The 17,791-nt window shown below is 67.9% G+C and carries 14 protein-coding genes; 9 read left to right on the top strand and 5 right to left on the bottom strand.

All coding sequences use genetic code 11. The annotated features are described in order from the left end of the window. The first annotated feature begins 1 nt into the window (after position 1). The gene (locus tag CLM74_RS02195) at positions 2-1,327 is read left to right on the top strand and encodes a GTP-binding protein (RefSeq protein ID WP_105163344.1); all 1,326 of its coding nucleotides are present in this window, start codon (positions 2-4) and stop codon (positions 1,325-1,327) included. 90 nt (positions 1,328-1,417) lie between these two features. Here CLM74_RS02195 and CLM74_RS02200 read toward each other — a convergent pair whose 3' ends face one another. Together CLM74_RS02200 and CLM74_RS02205 are read right to left on the bottom strand one after the other, a co-directional pair. Further along, entirely contained in the window at positions 1,418-3,025 is a 1,608-nt protein-coding gene (locus tag CLM74_RS02200; RefSeq protein WP_105163345.1) for an ATP-binding cassette domain-containing protein, read from the bottom strand. A gap of 166 nt (positions 3,026-3,191) precedes the next feature. Next, the gene (locus CLM74_RS02205) at positions 3,192-4,091 is read right to left on the bottom strand and encodes a LysR family transcriptional regulator (RefSeq protein WP_033830227.1); all 900 of its coding nucleotides are present in this window, start codon (positions 4,089-4,091) and stop codon (positions 3,192-3,194) included. A 228-nt stretch (positions 4,092-4,319) separates the two neighbouring features. Between CLM74_RS02205 and CLM74_RS02210 the strand changes: the two genes are divergently transcribed. Together CLM74_RS02210 and CLM74_RS02215 are read left to right on the top strand one after the other, a co-directional pair. Then, positions 4,320-5,498, top strand: coding sequence for a serine hydrolase domain-containing protein (locus CLM74_RS02210; RefSeq protein ID WP_105163346.1), 1,179 nt, complete (start codon positions 4,320-4,322; stop codon positions 5,496-5,498). Beyond that, positions 5,495-6,679 (top strand): MFS transporter, encoded by a 1,185-nt coding sequence (locus CLM74_RS02215; protein ID WP_099841818.1) that lies wholly within the window; start codon positions 5,495-5,497, stop codon positions 6,677-6,679. Before CLM74_RS02210 ends, CLM74_RS02215 begins: the two co-directional genes overlap by 4 nt. A 198-nt stretch (positions 6,680-6,877) precedes the next feature. Here CLM74_RS02215 and CLM74_RS02220 read toward each other — a convergent pair whose 3' ends face one another. Further along, positions 6,878-8,497 (bottom strand): EAL domain-containing protein, encoded by a 1,620-nt coding sequence (locus tag CLM74_RS02220; RefSeq protein WP_080150651.1) that lies wholly within the window; start codon positions 8,495-8,497, stop codon positions 6,878-6,880. Positions 8,498-8,725: 228 nt separating this feature from the next. On the opposite strand from CLM74_RS02220, the gene cycA reads away from it, so the two are divergent. Further along, positions 8,726-10,099 carry a D-serine/D-alanine/glycine transporter gene (gene cycA / locus CLM74_RS02225; RefSeq protein ID WP_105163347.1) on the top strand — a complete coding sequence of 458 codons (1,374 nt, stop codon included), beginning with the start codon at positions 8,726-8,728 and terminating at the stop codon, positions 10,097-10,099. Positions 10,100-10,792: 693 nt separating this feature from the next. Next, positions 10,793-11,569 (top strand): lytic transglycosylase domain-containing protein, encoded by a 777-nt coding sequence (locus tag CLM74_RS02230; RefSeq protein ID WP_105163348.1) that lies wholly within the window; start codon positions 10,793-10,795, stop codon positions 11,567-11,569. 7 nt (positions 11,570-11,576) lie between these two features. Here CLM74_RS02230 and CLM74_RS02235 read toward each other — a convergent pair whose 3' ends face one another. Continuing rightward, positions 11,577-13,100, bottom strand: coding sequence for a hypothetical protein (locus CLM74_RS02235; protein WP_105163349.1), 1,524 nt, complete (start codon positions 13,098-13,100; stop codon positions 11,577-11,579). A 174-nt stretch (positions 13,101-13,274) separates the two neighbouring features. Here CLM74_RS02235 and CLM74_RS02240 point away from each other — a divergent pair, with 174 nt between their 5' ends. Next, a complete protein-coding gene (locus tag CLM74_RS02240; protein ID WP_105163350.1) occupies positions 13,275-15,356 on the top strand; it encodes an SMP-30/gluconolactonase/LRE family protein in 2,082 nt (693 codons plus the stop codon). On the opposite strand, the gene CLM74_RS02245 is transcribed toward CLM74_RS02240, so the two are convergent. Beyond that, positions 15,334-15,741: a YciI family protein gene (locus CLM74_RS02245; RefSeq protein ID WP_049464203.1), complete on the bottom strand. Its 408-nt coding sequence runs from the start codon at positions 15,739-15,741 to the stop codon at positions 15,334-15,336. The genes CLM74_RS02240 and CLM74_RS02245 overlap by 23 nt on opposite strands. Before the next feature lie 723 nt (positions 15,742-16,464). Between CLM74_RS02245 and CLM74_RS02250 the strand changes: the two genes are divergently transcribed. Genes CLM74_RS02250 through CLM74_RS02260 form a run of 3 tightly spaced genes read left to right on the top strand, consistent with a single transcriptional unit; the run spans position 16,465 to position 17,791 of the window. Continuing rightward, positions 16,465-16,881 carry a YciI family protein gene (locus tag CLM74_RS02250; RefSeq protein ID WP_032977081.1) on the top strand — a complete coding sequence of 139 codons (417 nt, stop codon included), beginning with the start codon at positions 16,465-16,467 and terminating at the stop codon, positions 16,879-16,881. A 39-nt stretch (positions 16,882-16,920) separates the two neighbouring features. Beyond that, a complete protein-coding gene (locus CLM74_RS02255; protein ID WP_025878381.1) occupies positions 16,921-17,343 on the top strand; it encodes a VOC family protein in 423 nt (140 codons plus the stop codon). Between the two features lie 37 nt (positions 17,344-17,380). After that, positions 17,381-17,791, top strand: a complete 411-nt coding sequence (locus CLM74_RS02260) for a VOC family protein (protein WP_025878382.1) — start codon at positions 17,381-17,383, stop codon at positions 17,789-17,791.

Raw genomic sequence — 17,791 nt, forward strand, 5'->3', positions numbered from 1 at the left:
CATGAACACTGTTTCCCGCGCCGACCGCCGCCTTCCGGTCACCGTGCTTTCCGGCTTCCTCGGTGCCGGCAAGACCACCCTGCTCAACCAGATCCTGCGCAACCGCGATGGCCTGCGGGTGGCGGTGATCGTCAACGACATGAGCGAGGTCAACATCGATGCGCAGCTGGTGCGCGATGGCGGCGCCGAACTGCGTCGCACCGAAGAGACGCTGGTGGAGTTCAGCAATGGCTGCATCTGCTGCACGCTGCGCGATGATCTGCTGCAGGAGGTCAGGCGTTTGGCCGACAGCGGCCGCTACGACTACCTGCTGATCGAATCGACGGGGATCGGCGAGCCGATGCCGGTGGCTGCCACCTTCGCGGTGCGCGATGAGCACGGCTTCAGCCTGAGCGATATCGCACGGCTGGACACGATGGTGACGGTGGTGGATGGCAGCGCCTTCCTGGCCGATTTCGGTTCGACACTGCGCCTGGCCGAGCGCGGTCAGCAGGCGGGGCCGGATGATGACCGTGGCGTGGTCGACCTGCTGTGCGAGCAGGTGGAATTCGCCGATGTGATCGTGGTCAGCAAGGTGGACCAGGTGGACGACGAAGTGCTGCAGGACACGCTGGCCGTGCTGCGCGGGTTGAACCGCGACGCGAAGCTGCTGCTGTCCCGCTTCGGCGATGTCCCGCTTGCCGAGCTGCTGGATACCGGTCGCTTCGACTTCGACCGCGCGCAGCAGGCCCCCGGTTGGGTGAAGGAACTGCGTGGCGAGCACATGCCGGAAACCGAGGAGTACGGCATCGGCAGCTTCGTCTATCGCTCACGGCGGCCGTTCCATCCCGCTCGCTTCGCGCGCACATTGCAGCACGGCATGCCCGGGGTGATCCGCAGCAAGGGCTGGTTCTGGCTGGCCAACCGCATGGACTGGGTGGGTGAGTTGAACAGTGTGGGCGCGGCCACACGCACCCAAGCGGCGGGCTTCTGGTATGCGGCGCGCGAGCGGGTGCGCGCCGGCCAGGAGGACACCACGCCGCTGCTGCCGCCAACACCGCTGCCTTACAGCGATCTGGGCTGGGCCCGGCAGCAGGCCGACTGCTGGAGCGCGCCGCTGCCGGATGCAGGGGAATTTCCGGACGCGGCCGCGCACTCGGCGATGGCAGGCCTGTGGCATCCGCTGTGGGGTGACCGCCGGCAGGAACTGGTGGTGATCGGCGTGCACATGGACGAGCGTTTGGTGCGCGCCACACTGGATGCGTGCCTGCTCAACGACACCGAGCTGCAGGCCGGGCCCTTGCTGTGGCAGCAGATGCCGCAGGCGTTCCCGGTGTGGAAGCGTTGATGCGTCTGCGCCACGCGTGGATGAGAGGCTGGCAGTAGATCCACGCCATGCGTGGATGAATGCCTGCAGGAGCCGAGCACCTGCTCGGCCCTACAACGCATCGCGCCACTGCCAACCTGCATCACCGACCTGCAGCACCTGCGTTGGCCGCAGGGCCTGCAGCAGGTGGGTGTCATGGCTGACCATCAGCAATGCGCCCGGCCACGCCGCCAGCAGTTCTTCCAGCGCCTGCAGCGCAGCAAGGTCCAGCGCGTTGCCCGGCTCGTCCAGCAACAGCAGCTGCGGGGCAGGATCGGCGTACAGCACGCTGGCCAGCGCACCCTTCACCCGCTCGCCATCGCTGAGGCTGCTGGCCGGGCGTTGGACGCGCTGCGCATCCAGGCCCAGCAGGGCAAGACGCGTACGCAGTTCACCCGCATCGGCCGCGGGATTCGCAGCGCGCACGGCATCGAGGATGCTCTGTTCACCTGCAAGCCCCAGCAGTTGCTGGTCGAGCAGGGCCAGCGGCGCATGCCGCTGCACCTGACCGCTGCGCGCCGCCAGCTGTCCGGCCAGTACGCGCAGCAAGGTCGACTTGCCGCTGCCGTTGTCGCCCACGACGGCGATGCGCTGGCCGCGCCGGATCTCCAGCTGCAGCGCCGCGTTGCAGCCATGCGGCAGCACCAGATCGTGCGCCTGCAGCAGGCGGGCCTGGCCACGCTCGCCTTCGCCACTGAACAACGCCAGTTCTGGTGCCACGTGTACTGCCGCAGCGGCGGCGCGCACCTGCGCTGCGCTGGCCTGCAGGCGATCACTCTGGATCTGCTGCGCACGGCCGTGGCTGGCTTCGGCGCGCTGCTTCTGCCGACCGAGCAGGATCGGTGCCTGGTTGGCCTCGCGCGCTTCGCGGTTGCCACGTGCCTGCCGCTGCTGCTGGCGCTCGTTCTGTTCGCGCGCGCTGCGTTGCTGCTGCCGGTGCTGGGCACGGGCATGCTCCAGCTGCGCGGCGGCGGCCTCGCGTTCGGCGGCGCGTGTGTCGGCATAGTGCTGCCACGGTCCGCCGTAACGATGCAGGCCGTGCGCGTCCAGTTCGACGATCTGCGCCATCTGCGCGAGCAGGCCACGGTCGTGGCTGATGGCCAGCAGGCCGCCCTGCCACTGCTGCAGCTGTGCGTACAGCTGGTGGCGATGACGGGCGTCGAGATGATTGCTCGGCTCGTCGAGGATCAGCCAGTCCGCGCCGCTGGCCCACGCGCCGGACAGCGCCACCTGCATCGCCTGGCCGCCACTGAGCCGGGAGGCGGGCTGCGCCGGATCAAGGTCGGCCGGCAACTGCATCGCCTGCCACTGCTGCTGCAGGCGTTCGCGCAGGTTCCAGTGGTCGCCCACGCAGGCGAAATCGGCTTCATCGATGCTGCCTGCTTCGATGCGCGCCAGTGCCGCCAGTTCGGCGCCGACGCCGGCCAGTTCACCCACCGTGCCACGTGGCGGATAGCCCGGCGTAGGCAACAGGAACACCTGGCCACTGCGGTGCACGCGGCCATCGTCGGGCGACAGCTGGCCGGCGAGCAGGCGCGCGAGCACGCTCTTGCCGGTGCCATTGGCGCCGACCAGCCCGGTGGCCACCGGTTCGAAGGAAAAGGACAGATCGGAAAACAACGGACGGCCATCGGCCAACCGATACGACACGCGATCGAGCGTGAGGGAATGCGAAGTCATGCGACCTCCATGGATGCCTGGTTCTCCCCTGCGCGCAGGGGCGGGAAGAGTCGGGCCGTCTAGTGCGAAGACGGCGGCATCACTGGCGCATTGGTCGCGAGCCTCGGTGGGGAATGAGCGCTCAGTATAGCGCCGCGAGCTGAATGGTCGCGGCCGTGGCGCGGGGTCAGGGCACCGTGTCCAGCCGTGCGCCGACGAATTCGATGAACACCCGCAGCTTCGGCAGCACGTGGCGGCCGGAGGGCCACAGCAGGTGGAAGATGCCGCAGGAATGCACGTGCTCTTCAAGCACGGTGACCAGCCGGCCATCGGCCAGTGCATCGCGCACCGAATGCACCGGCACGAACGCCAGGCCCCCGTCGCGCAGCGCCAGTGCCACCCGCGCTTCGATGGTGTTGGCGACCAGATGCACCGGCAGATCCTGTGCCGTTTCGCCTTCGGGCCAGAGGATCGGCCATGGCTCGAGCTTGCCGGTGCTGGGGAAGCGGTAGTGCAGCAGGCGGTGCTGCAGCAGGTCGGCCGGCGTGCGTGGAACGCCATGCCGTTGCAAGTACGCCGGCGATGCAACCACGCGGCGTGGGAACACCCCGAGGCGGCGTGCGGTGAGGCGTGAATCGCTGGGCTCGCCAACGCGCAGCACGGCGTCGAAGCCTTCCTCGATGACATCGACCAGGCGATCGCAGAAATCCAGCTCCAGCCGGATGTCCGGGTAGGCCGCCATGAATTCGGCCATCAGCGGCAGGGTCAGGTCGCCCACCAGCGGCAGGCTGATGCGCAGGGTGCCGCTGGGGGTTGCATGTTGCTGGGCCAGTTCGGTGCGTGCGGCATCGCGTTCGTCGAGGATGCGGCGGCAGCGTGCCAGGAACAGCTGGCCCTCGGCCGTGAGGGTGATGCTGCGCGTGCTGCGGTGGAACAGGCGCACGCCGAGTGCGTGTTCAAGCCGGGCCACGCACTTGCCGGCGGCCGAGGCGGAGATGCCCTGCACGCGGCCGGTGTCGACGAAGCTGCGGGTGTCCGCGGCGTGGACGAAGGTCTGCAGGTTGGCCAGGTTGTCGAGGACGGACATGGGGAAGGTCGCTGCGAAAGTGGGCAGGGTAGGGCGCGGCAGTCCGGCCCGCTGACGTGGCCCGCGCAACACTGCGGTGCGCGGGCCTGGAGGGTCGGTGCGGCCCAGTGGTTCCGGGCATCATGCCGATTGCGGACCTTGCGGTCCATGATGCACGGAGCCCCGCCCCGCTTTTTGCCGGCGCCGGAGCTGCCTACCGTGGCGGGCCTCTCCCCACGGATCACCCCGATGACACTCGCCCTTCCTGTTGATACCGCACCGGCACTGCCCGCGGTGAGCGCGCTGCTGCGGGCCGTGCATCCGCAGCGCCTGGTCGGTGCGGTGGTACTGGTGCGCGAGCACGGCGTGCTGCGCCACGCCAGTGCCAGTGGCCTGGCCGACCGTGAATCGAACACGCCGATGCGCCGCGACCACCTGTTCCGGCTGGCCTCGGTGAGCAAGCCGCTGCTGACCACGGTGATCCTGCGCCTGGTAGCCGAGGGGGGGCTGGACCTGGATGCGCCGGTGCAGCGCTGGTTGCCGGCGTTCCGCCCGGCACTGGCCGATGGCAGCCGCCCGCCGATCAGCCTGCGCCAGCTGCTCAGCCACAGCAGTGGGCTGGGCTACCGCTTCCTGGAAGCCGATGCCCAAGGGCCCTATGCCCAGGCGGGTGTGAGCGATGGCATGGACGCGAACCCGGTGACGCTGCAGCAGAACGTGCAGCGTATCGCGCAGGCGCCGCTGTTGTTCGCGCCGGGCAGCCAGTGGCTGTACTCACTGGGCGTGGATGTGGCGGGCGCCGTGGCTGAAGCGGCCACCGGCGAAAGGTTGCAGGTGTTGTTCGACCGGCTGCTGGCGCAGCCGCTGGGCCTGCGCGACACCGCGTTCGCCACCGCCGAGGGCGCTCGTCTGGCCACGCCGTATGTCAGTGACACGCCGCAGCCGCATCGGTTGCGGGAGGGCGAGGTGGTGCCTGCGTTCGAGGGCTCGGTGGGCATCGAGTACAGCGTGGCGCGGGCGACCGACTCACACCGCTATCCGTCGGCAGGCGCGGGGCTGGTGGGCAGTGCCGATGAGGTAATGGCCGTGCTGGAAGCGTTGCGCGATGTGCGCGCCTCGCAGCTGCTGCCGGACAGCTTGGTTGCACAGATGGGAACCCCGCAGGTCGGCGAGCTGGGACCGGTTGATCCGCCAGGTTGGGGCTTCGGCCTCGGCTTTGCGGTGCTGCGTGATGCAGCGGCCAGCGGCACACCGCAGACCGCAGGGACATGGCGTTGGGGCGGTGCTTACGGCCACAGCTGGTTCGTGGACCCGGCGCGTGGCCTGAGCGTGGTCGCGCTGACCAACACGCTGTACGAAGGCATGCATGGCGCGTTTGTCGATGAACTGCGCGATGCGGTGTACGCCGATCTGGAGACGGTGCGATGAGCGGCCACGCAATTGATGCAGGGGCTCCGGCGGGTGAAGCAACGCGCCTGCCGTGGCGCGGGCTGCTGGCACTGGCCGGTGGTGGCTTCATCACCCTGCTGACCGAAACGCTGCCAGCGGGCGTGCTGCGGCCGATGGGCGAAAGTCTCGGCGTCAGCGATGCGGCCGCAGGGCAGTTGGTGAGCGTGTATGCACTGGGCTCGGTGCTGGCTGCGTTGCCGATGACCGCGCTGACCCAGCGCCTGCCACGTCGTCCGCTGCTGCTGGCGGCGATTGCCGGCTTCATGGTGGTCAACACCGTGACCGCGCTGAGCCACGACTACGTGCTGACCCTGGTGGCGCGCTTCCTGGCGGGTGTGGGCGCGGGCCTGCTGTGGTCGCTGGTGGCCGGCTATGCGGCGCGCATGGTGGTGCCGGAACTGCAGGGAAGGGCGATCGCGGTAGCGATGATCGGCTCGCCGCTGGCGCTGTCGCTGGGAGTGCCGGCCGGCACCTTGCTGGGCCAGCAGATCGGGTGGCGCTGGGCGTTCGCGTTGATGAGCGTGTTGGCGGTGCTGCTGCTCGGCTACGCCCGATGGGCGCTGCCCGCGTTGCCGGCGGCCGGTGCAGGCCGGCGCATGTCGCTGGGCTCGGTCTGGCGCATGCCCGGCATCCGCAGCACGCTGCTGGTGATGGTGCTGTACGTGCTGGCGCACAACGTGCTGTACACCTACATCGAACCGTTGGCAGTGCAGGCCGGCGCCGGGGCGTGGCTGGACCGGCTGCTGCTGGCATTCGGCATCGCCGCGATCGTGGGTATCGCCATCGCCGGCTGGGGCGTGGACCGCCACCTGCGCGCGCTGGTGTGGGCCAGCGTGATCGGCTTCGTGATGGCGGTGGCTTCGCTGCTGCTGTGGCCAGGCGTGCCGGGCGTGCTGCTGCTGGTGACGATCCTGTGGGGCGTCGCGTTCGGTGCGGTACCCACCCTGTTCCAGACCGCCCTGGCGCGCCGCGCCGGTGCCGCCGCCGACCTGGCGCAGTCGATGCTGGTGACCGGCTGGAACCTGGCCATCGCCGCCGGCGGCGTCGGCGGCGGCCTGATGCTGCAGGCCAGCGGCGCCCAGCACCTGGCCTGGCTGCCGTTGCTGCTGCTGGTGGTGTGCGGCCTGTGGGTCTGGGCGCGGCCGAAGGCCTGGGCGTAGGCGTCGATCAAGGATGACGGGGTTGCCGGCCAGCGGCCGGCACTACCCCGGCCGAAGCTCAACAGCGTGCGCGAGCGCAGCGACCCGCTGTTGCTTTTCTCTTCTCTATTTACGTGGTGGAACGCCGCAGAGATCTGTCCCGGCCAGCCCACGAACCGCTCTTAGCGACCCACCACGAGGGGCGGCGCCGTTCGCCGGTTACTCCCCCGCCTGCTCGCGCTCGAACGGCACGCTGCGCGGATTCTGCATGTGCTCCCGCGCCGCGCCGTACTGCTGCTGGCGCTTGCGGTGAAAGGCGATGAACTCATCGCGCGGCAACGGCCGCGAGAACAGCCACCCTTGGCCGAACTGCACGTGCTGGCTGTGCAGGTAGGCCAGCTGCGCTTCGGTTTCCACGCCTTCGGCCACCACCCACAGGCCCAGCTCGCGGGCCATGCCGATGATGTGCGGCGTGACCGGGCTGGTCGCGCTTTCGGTGCCGATCGCATCGACGAAGGACTTGTCGATCTTCAGTGCATCCAGCGGCAGCTGCTGCAGGTACTGCAGGCTGGAATAGCCGACGCCGAAGTCATCGATCGCCACGCTGTGGCCCGCGCGCCGCGCCGCGGCCAGCATGGTGCGGGCACGGTCGATGTCGAGGAAACCATGTTCGGTGGCCTCCAACCAGATCTGCTGCGGCAGGATGCCGCTGCCGGCCATGCGCTGCGAGATCACCTTCAGCGCCCGTCCGCTGCTGATGTCCTCGGCCGCCAGGTTGATCGCGATGTGTGCACTGCGATCCTCGGCCAGCAGCTCACGCATGTCGGCAACCACGTTCTCGATCACCAGGTCGGTGATGGCGGCGATCATTCCGGCTTCTTCGGCCAAGGGAATGAACAGGTCCGGACGCACCTGCGTGCCGTCGGGGCGCTGCCAGCGCACCAGCGCCTCGGCGCCGACACAGATGCCGGTGTCCAGTTCGATGATGGGCTGGTAGTGCAGGTAGAGTTCGCGGCGGCGGATGGCGATGCCCAGTTCGCCGCGCATCGACAGCCGTCGTCGCGACAGCCAGATCACCAGGCCGGCACCGGCGGCGGCCATCAGCAGGCCCAAGGGCACGAACAGCCACGCCTGCTGCCGGAACGTGGCCGCCAGCGCGGTGCGCGGCGCCGTGGCGATCGCCAGCCATTCACCGCTGCGCGCGCTGGCATACAGGGTGTCGCGGTCCAGGCCTTCGCCGGGCTCACGCAGCAGGCGCTGCAGCAGCGCCTGGTCCATGCCATCCTGCTGGGTCAGCAGCCGTCCATCCGGACTTGCCAGGGCCAGCCGCACGTCCGGATCGACGATGACGTCGACGAAGCGCCGAGGGTCGACCAGCACGTCATAGGACCCGTACATCATGGACAGCATCGGCCGCCGGCCAGCCGCCTCGGGGCGCACGTTGACGGTGATGCCGGCACCATCGCTGGTGACGTGGTCCGGCGTGGGCTGGTCCACATCCTGCTGGAACGGCCCCCACGACGTGCAGCGCAGCTTGCCGCCCTCGAAGTAGCCCATCTGGTCCGACGACGGCGTGGTCATCACCAGGGTCTGCATGCGCTGGATGTGTTCGGCCCCGCAGGGCGGCAGCACGGTGGCCTCGGCCGACTTCAATGCCGCCAGTGCTTCCTGGTAGGACACTTCGGTACGGCGCAGGCTGCGCTCGGCGATGGCATGCAGCCGCTGCTGTTCGACACTTACGGCACGGTCCCAGGTGGCATAGACCATGACCGCGATCGGCACTGCAGCGGCCAGCACGGCCAGGACGGTGCCGCCGATGATGACCCGCAGTCGGCTCATGACCGGGGCTCCAGAGAGGTGTGCAGGGCTGGGCACATGGGCGGGGCCGGTCCTTGGGCGATGGCGGTATATGAACACGGCGCAGGGCTGGGCGGAATGGGACAAAGGCGGTAACGGGTCACATTGTGGTGAAAGTGACACTTGCTGACGGCCCTGGGCCGTCCGGCGCTGGCGTTGTGGCAGCGGGAGGACTACCGTCGAACGCTTCACCCGCCCCTTCCCGCGCCCATGACCGAGCCCGCCACGCCCCCCGAGCACCTGCGCCGCAGCCTGTCCAACCGCCACCTGCAACTGATCGCCATCGGCGGTGCCATCGGCACCGGCCTGTTCATGGGTTCGGGCAAGACCATCAGCCTGGCCGGCCCGTCCATCGTATTGGTCTACCTGATCATCGGCGCGATGCTGTTCTTCGTGATGCGGGCGATGGGCGAGTTGCTGCTGTCCAACCTGCAGTACAAATCCTTCATCGATTTCTCCACCGATCTGCTCGGGCCGTGGGCCGGGTTCTTCTGCGGGTGGACGTACTGGTTCTGCTGGATCGTCACCGCCATCGCCGACGTGATCGCCATCGCTGCCTATGCGCAGTTCTGGTTCCCGGGACTGGAAGCGTGGAAACCAGCCCTGGCCTGCGTGATGCTGCTGCTGTCGTTGAACCTGGTGACGGTGAAGCTGTTCGGCGAAATGGAGTTCTGGTTCGCGCTGATCAAGATCGTGGCGATCTGCGCGCTGATCATCACCGGTGCTGGACTGGTGGCCTGGGGCTTCACTTCGCCCAGCGGCCACACCGCATCGCTGTCGAACCTGTGGAATGACGGCGGCATGTTCCCGATGGGCCTGGTGGGTTTCTTCGCCGGTTTCCAGATCGCGGTGTTCGCCTTCGTCGGCATCGAGCTGGTGGGCACCACCGCTGCGGAAACGGCTGACCCGGAGCGCAACCTGCCCAAGGCGATCAACTCGATCCCCGTGCGCATCATCATCTTCTACGTGCTGGCGCTGATCGCGATCATGGCGGTGACCCCATGGCGCCAGGTGGTGCCGGACAAGAGCCCGTTCGTGCAGCTGTTCGTGCTGGCCGGCATTCCCGCCGCCGCCAGCCTGATCAACTTCGTGGTGCTGACCTCGGCCACGTCCTCGGCCAACAGCGGCATCTTCTCCACCAGCCGCATGCTGTACGGCCTGGCCGAGGAAGGCCACGCGCCACGTGGCCTGTCCAAGCTCTCGCGCGCTGCAGTGCCGGCACGGGGCCTGCTGTTTTCCTGCCTGTGCCTGCTGGGCGGCACCCTGCTGATCTACCTGATCCCCAACCTGGTGACCGCCTTCACCCTGGTGACGACCCTGGCGACGGTGTTGTTCATCTTCGTGTGGTCGCTGATCCTGGTGGCCTACATGGTCTACCGCCGCCGCTATCCCGAGCGCCACGCGGCCTCGATCTTCAAGATGCCCGGTGGCGTGGCGATGTGCTGGGCCTGCCTGCTGTTCTTCGCCGCCGTGCTGGTACTGCTGAGCCTGCAGGCCGACACCCGCCAGGCCCTGATGGCCAGCCCAGCGTGGTTCGTGCTGCTGGGCGCCGGTTATTGGCTGCGGCGGAAGATGGCGAGATAGTCAGCAAGACCCTCGCCAACAGATCCAACGGCCTCGGTGAGCCCCATCCACGCATGGGGCGTGGATCTACGTGTCGACCAAGGTCGACACCCACCAGCAGCCGCGGGAGATGGCGCAGTAGTCAGCAAGACCCTCGCCAACAGATCGAGCGGCCTCGGCGAGTCCCAACCACGCATGGCGTGGATCTACACGTGTCGACCAAGGTCGACACCCACCAGAAGCCGCGTGGTCGACATCCTTCAGCCGCCGCGGGAGATGGCGCAGTAGTCAGCAAGACCCTCGCCAACAGATCCAACGGCCCCGGTGAGTCCCATCCACGCATGGCGTGGATCTACACGTGTCGACCAAGGTCGACACCCACCAGAAGCCGCGTGGTCGACACCCATCAACAGCCGCATGGTCGACACCCACCAACAGCAGCACAGAACACCGTTCCCAGATCGCGGAAATCTGTCGAAGGCGGGGTGGGTTCGGTTGCGGGGGCGTGAGCCGCATGGATGCGGCGACCGAGCCTACATGGACGTATTCACGGCGTCCCCCGCAACCGGACCCACCCCGCCTACCTTCAGGAAACCAGCTTCTGCTGTTGCTTCGGCTGTTGCTGCGGCCGTTGCTTCTGCGGGTGCCGGGCGCCGCCCGGCCGAACCCCCATTCACTCAGTGTTAGCGGCCGCAGCCGGATCATCCCGCCGCCATGTCCCTCCGTCCCGCCCTCGTCGCGCTGTTGCTGCTGTCTGGCCTGTGGCCAGGGCTGGCCGCTGCGCGCACGGTCTACCGCTGCGTGCAGGGCAACACCGTCAGCCTGGCCACCGCACCGGAGCCCGGCTCGCGCTGCACGCCGAAGGAGATCGAGGACAGCGCCGTGCAGACCCCCAACCTGTGGGGCAACATGGGCGTGTTCAGTGGCGTGCTGTACGAGCGCGAGCAGGACGGCAAGCTTGTCTATTCCACCCGCAACCTGCCCGGCTCTCGGGTGTTCCTGAAGTTCACCGTGGCCACACCGCCGGGCGAACCGGCGCACGAAGGCCTGGGCAAGGTCGGCAAGCCCCAGCTGGCCCAGCACGCAAAACAGTTCAAGGCGGCGGCCAAGGCCACCGGCGTGGACGATGCCTGGTTGCGGGCGATCGCCCACGCCGAAAGCAATTTCGACGCGCTGGCGGTGTCCAGCAAGGGCGCGCAGGGCGTGATGCAGCTGATGCCGGACACCGCGCTGGAATACGGCGTGCGCGACCCGTTCTCGCCGCAGCAGTCCATCGACGGCGGCGCCCGCTATATGCGCGCGCTGCTGCGTCGCTACAACGGCGACCGTCCGCTGGCAGCGGCGGCCTACAACGCCGGCATCGGTGCGGTGGCGCGCTACAAGGGCGTGCCACCGTATGCCGAAACCCTGGCCTACGTGGACAAGGTGATGGCCCTGTATACGCGCTACCGCGAAGCGATGGGCGTCCGTATCGAAGTGCCGGCAAAATGACCGGCGATCAGCGCGATGTGGAAATGCTGTAGAGAGGGTAGCGCTCAATCCGGCCGACGCGGTTGATCGCGGCACGCACATCGGCACGCTGTTTCAGTTCGCGCCAGCGTTCGTCGGCCACCCGCTCCGCGGGCAGCGAGGGATACACGCGCATGTCCTGCAGGCTGAGCAGTGCGTCGGTGCGATCCTCTGCGGATTCCAGTTGGCTTATCAGCGCGGCTGCGGCGGCCTCCATGTCGCCTTCTTCAATCAGCAGCTCCATATGGATCTGGGGTGCGTCCTTGCGGTGGCTGACGATTTCCGCGCGGGCCGTCGCCGCTGCCGCCGGATCGTTGTTCTCGCGCGCATGCACGAAGGTCAGGTAGGCGCGCGCCGCCAGCCCGAAGGGCGACAGCCCGTCCATGCCGGCAAGCAGGGTGTCGCTCTCGCGTTCGTGGCCAGTGGCAGACAGCATGAAGGCCAGGTTCATGCGGTGCTCGGCCGCGTCCGGGCCAAGGGCACCGACCGCATCGGTCAGTCGTGCGGCCGCCACCGAGTCGTCGATGCGATCCAGCCGGCGCAGTGCCAGCGTGCGGTAGTCCAGCAGCCACGCCAGCCACGTTGCCTCCTGACCCGCAGGACGCTGGCCGGCACTGACCATCCGCGCCATGTCATCGGTGAACTGCACGATCTGCTCGTTCTCGCCCACCATCAGCTGGATGAAGCCGAACGCAGCCAGCTTGGCATTCAAGCGGCGGTCGAGCAGGCCCGACACGCGCAGGTCATCCAGCTTGCGCTGTGCCACCTGCTGGGGATCGAACCGCGGATCGCGGCGATCGACGTAGCGGTCGAAGCGCTTGTCGCTGCGCAATGCGATCACCTCCAACGGTGTATCGATGCGGGCAATCGTGGCAGCTGCCTCTGCGCTGTGGCCGTGCTCGACCTGCAATGTCGCCAGCACCAGCCAGAGGCCGGTGGGTTCAACGCCATCCCCCGTCCACTGGTTGTCGAACAGGCTCTTCAGCAGGGCCATGCGTTGAGCCGGCTGCGCACGCAGCGTGTACTGCAGGTAGCTGACGGTCTGCGTATCAACCTGCACGGGGGCATCTGCATGGGTGGCCGCTTGCAGCAGGTGGAGGGTTGCGGCGGCGGTATTGTCCTCGGCCAGTTCCACCGATACCAGGGTGGCCAGCGTGGGCGGGTCGTTCGGCAGCGCGGTCAGTGCCTGCTGCAGGTAGCGGCGGGCAACGCCGGGGGCATCCTGCATCAACGCGGTGGCACCGGCGATCTGCGCGTTGCGCCCACGCACGGCGGGCTCGAGACGGGCGAACAACGGATCGTCCATCAGCCGTTCGAACGCGATCATGGCACCCAGCATGTTGCCGCTGCCGGCCATCATCAACGCCGACTCCCACCGTTGCTGGTAGGCGGAAAAGGGGGTATCCGCAATCTCCTGCGCTGGCGCCTCGGGATGGGGCTCGACGGCGTGTGCAGATGCTGCCGCCAGCACGGTGAGCAGCAGGGCGGCGAGAGGCAGGGTAGGTCGGGACATGACGGCATCCATCCTTGGAAAGTGCGTTGATTTGAATGCGAAGTGCGTTGATTTGAACCCGCAAAGGGCTGCCACCACAAGCACCCTCGCATTTGCAGCGGCGCGGCCTTGGCAGCCGGGAGTGCAGCGACTATCGTCTGACCCTCTTCACGGTCTGGCAGGCGAACAGGAACGATGGCACGGCGGCATTGGATGGCGGCAGGCGTAGTGGTGGCAACAGCGGTGGCGCTGGCGGCAACCTGGTGGGAGTTCCCGGCATCGGGCCCGACAGTAGCGAGCGGCCCGGCCGCCACGCCGCTGGGCTGGACCGCACAGATCGAGCTGCTGGCCGGCGACGGTCATCCGGGTGATCGCGATGGCGCCTCGGCGCAGGCACGCTTTGCCGACCCCTACGCGCTGCTGGCCAGCGCCGATGGCAGCGTCTACTTCACCGATGCCGGTGACAACAACCGCATTCGCCGCCGCCTGCCCGATGGCCGTATTGAAACGGTAGCGGGGCAGAGCGAGGGTCGTGTTGATGGGCCTGCCCTGCAGGCAAGTTTCAACACGCCTTCGGGTATTGCCGCCGATGCGCAGGGCAACCTGTATGTGGCCGACACCGGCAATCATGCGATCCGGCGCGTCAGTACCGATGGACAGGTGATGACGCTGGCCGGTGGCCAGCAAGGCTTCGCCGATGGTCCTGCCGCGCAGGCGCGCTTCGATGGGCCGATGGGCATCGCCGTGGATGCGCAGGGACAGGTCTATGTGGCTGATACCTGGAATGACCGCATCCGGGTGATCGGTACCGATGGCAACGTGCGTACGTTGGCCGGCGGCGACCGCCCGGGCTTCGCCGATGCGCTTGGCGCTGACGCTCGTTTCGATACGCCGGTGGCGCTGGCCTTCGATGCGCACGGCGCACTGCTGGTGGCCGATCTGTTCAACAACGCAGTGCGTCGCGTCGGCACCGATGGCATGGTCAGCACCGTCGTTGGCCGCGGGGAGGTCATCAATGGCCCGCTGTCACTGGCCACCACGCATGACGGCGTGCTGTACGTGGGTGACCTGGATGGACGCATCGTGCAGGTGACCCCGCAGGGGCATCAGCTGGCACTGCTGGGCAATGACCGCCTGCCACGCCTGGCGCGCCCCAGCGGTCTGGCGGTGGAGGCCGACGGCACCCTGCTGGTAGCCGATTCCGCGGCTTATCGCCTGCATCGCCTGCGCCCGTTGCCGGTGGGTGAACTGCCCGCACCGGCGCTGGTGGGCCCGGCCTCGGATGCGGCGCTGCCGGACAGTGGCGGGCGCTGGCCACTGGCACCGCAGGATGGCTGGCACGAAGTGGTGGGCACGCTCGGCGAGGTGCGCGGCACCTTCCAGGGTGAGAGCCGCCACCACCTGCACGGCGGCTTCGATGTGCGCGGCGATGTCGGCCAGACCGTACTGGCGATCGCCGAGGGCAAGATCAGCAGCCCGATTGCCGCCTGGAGCCTGGGCGGACAGGCCGAAGGCCTGGCCGTGGACCGGTTGAAGTACATCCACATGCGCGTCGGTCGTACGCCACGCGGCGAACCGTTCGACGCGCGCTGGCAGCCGCTGTACGCCGAAGACGGCACGCTGGAGCGCATCCGCGTGCGCCGTGGTACACGCATCCACGTCGGCGACCGCCTGGGCAGCATCAACAACCAGGCGCACGTGCACCTGGCCGTGGGCAATGGCGGTTTCGAGACCAATGCGGTGGCGCTGGGGTTCAAGGGCTATGCCGACCACTTCGCGCCGCGCATCACGGATGTGGCGCTGCTGGACGACAACGACCAGCCACTGGCCGCCGGCAGCGATGGCGTGGTGATGCTGGCCCGGCAGGGACGCGGCGTGCAGATCGTGGTGGAAGCCTGGGACCAGGTGGACAACAACCTGCCACGTCGCCGGCTGGGGCCGTACCAGGTGGGCTACCAGATCCTCGATGCCGCTGGTCAGCCGCTGCAGGGCTACGAGCAGCCGCGCTGGAACATCGTCTTCAACCGCATGCCGCCGCAGAAGCAGGCGGTGAAAGTGGCTTACGCACCCGACAGCGGCATCACCGTGCATGGCAGCGCGGTCACCCGCTTCCGTTATCTGGTGACCAACACCGTGCGCGATGGGCTGATGGAAACCGGGCGCTGGCAGCCGGCGGCGTTGCCGCCGGGCGAGTACATCGTGCGTGCCAGTGCGCGCGACTACAGCGGCAACGAAGGCGTGGGCCCGCGCGACATCAGGGTACGGCTGCTGCCATAGCCGCGGCCGGGGCGCCGCAGCGTTCGCGCTCGGCGTCCATGTCTTCCAGCGGCCGCACCTCGATGCTGCCGAAGCGGGCCCACGGGAAGCCCTGGGCGATACGCATGGCCTCATCGCGGTCACGGGCGACGATCAGGTTGAAGCCGGCCAGCAGTTCGCGGGTTTCGGCGAAGGGGCCATCGAGTACCCGGCTGTGGCCATCGCGCACGCGCAGGGTCTGTGCTGATTCGATCGGCTGCAGTTTCTGCGCGGCCAGCAACGTGCCTTCGGCCTGCAGTTTGTCGGCATGGGCGAGGCAGTCGCGCATCAACGTATTGAAGTCGTCGATGGGCAGTGTGCGCAGCAGTGACGGGTCGATGTAGATCAGAAGCAGGTACTGCTGCATGGCGGAGTCCTGGCGGGGGCGGGGGTCCATGATCGCGCAGGTTTGCGCGGGGGCATGCTGCACTGCGAAAGGCAGAGCGGGAAGCGCGCCTTCGGCGGGGATCGGCGAACGGCGGGGCCCCTCCGTGGTGGGGTTGGTCGTGAAGAGCTGCATCTCTGCGGGTTGGCCGGGCAGGTGGGCTGCGCAGGGGACGCCGTGAATACGTCCTTGTAGGCTCGGGCGCGCCATCCATGGCGCTTACGCCCCTGCGCAACCCACCCGCCCGGCCACGGACAGGTTCCTGCGGCGTCCACCACGGGAAATCACAGGAAAAGGCAAACGCGGGTCGCTTCGCTCGCAAAGCGAAGGCTGCCAGCCAACCGCTTTTGCTGTTGCTGTTGCTTCTGCCTTTTTTCTTGATCTTCCCGTGGTGGTTCGGCCACCGGAATCTGTCTGGGGCTGGGCGGGTGGGGTTGGCGGGGTATCCGCGCCATGGATGGCGCGGCTAAGCCTCCAGGGACGGATTCACGGCGTCCCCGCCAATCCCACCCGCCCAGCCTTCACTCGGAAACCCAGCTTTCAGCGACCAACCAACCCCACCACGGAGGGGCCCCGCCGTTCGCCGATCCCCGCCGAAGGCGCGCTCTCCGCAGGAAAAATAATTTGCACGGCGGTGTCGATCCTCGCGCCCCTGGTTCGTTGTAAGAGGGAAGGGCACGCACCCGCAGCCCAGCGGAGACCGCAATGAAAGTGATGGTGATCGTCAAAGCCAACGCCGATTCCGAAGCCGGGCGCATGCCCAGCGAACAGGAACTGGCCACCATGGGCGCCTACAACGAACAACTGGTGGCCGCCGGCATCATGCTCGCCGGGGAAGGCCTGCATGCCACCCAGCGCGGCCGGCGCGTCCATTTCGGTGGTGGTACGCCCCGGGTCGAGAGCGGCCCGTTCGGCCCGGCTGGCGAGCAGATCGCCGGGTTCTGGCTGTGGGACGTGCGCTCGCTGGACGAGGCCACCGAATGGGCCAGCCGTGCGCCCTTCGGCGCGGGCGGTGCCCTCGAACTGCGCCCGTTGATCTCCGCCGAAGACTTCGGCGAAGCCTTCACCCCTGAATTACAGCAGCAGGAACAGCGTCTGCGTGAGCAGCTCGACCGTGCCTGAGCACGGCCGCGCATTCATCCCATCCTACGGAGCATTCCCATGAAACTGATTCCCTTCCTCGGCTTCAGCGGCCAGGCCCACGACGCAATGGCGTTCTATGCCAAGGCACTTGGCGGCCAGGTCACGTCGGAGATGAAGTACCGCGACATGCCGCCGTCCGACGGCTCGCCGGGCTGCAATGAAATGCCGGCCGACACCCTCGACCATGTGGCCCACAGCCAGCTGGAGATCGGCGCGGCGATCCTGATGGCAGCCGATGGTCCCGGCGGCGGCGAGGGTGGCTCGACCACCATCAACGTCGACGTGGACAGCATCGAAGAAGCCGAGCGCGTTTTCGCGGCGCTGGCCGAGGGTGGCCAGGTGCAGATGCCGATCGCCGAAACCTTCTGGGCCCACCGCTGGGGCATGTTGACCGACCGCTACGGCAAGCCGTGGATGGTCAACTGCATGAAGCAGCCCTGATTTTCCTTTTCTCCATCCATCGCAGGGAACCGCACCGATGAGTACACCGCAACCGCAGATGATCTTCGTCAACCTGCCCGTGCAGGATCTGGAAAAAGCCAAGGCGTTCTTCGCCGCGTTGGGCTACAGTTTCAACCCGGCCTTCACCGACGAGAACGCCGCCTGCATGGTGGTCAGCGAGAGCATCTTCGTGATGCTGCTGGTCAAGCCGTTCTTCCAGCAGTTCACCACCAAGGGCATCGCCGATGCGCATGCGCAGACCGAGGTGATCACCTGCCTGTCGGCTGACAGCCGCAAGGCGGTGGACGCCATGGTGGACAAGGCGCTGGCCGCCGGTGCCAGCGAACCGCAGCCGGCGCGCGACTACGGCTTCATGTACCAGCGCGGCTTCCAGGACCTGGATGGGCATCTCTGGGAAATCGCACACATGGACGGCGAGCCGGGCTGA

It is taken from the genome of Stenotrophomonas sp. MYb57 (genome assembly GCF_002966815.1).
GTDB lineage: Bacteria > Pseudomonadota > Gammaproteobacteria > Xanthomonadales > Xanthomonadaceae > Stenotrophomonas > Stenotrophomonas indicatrix.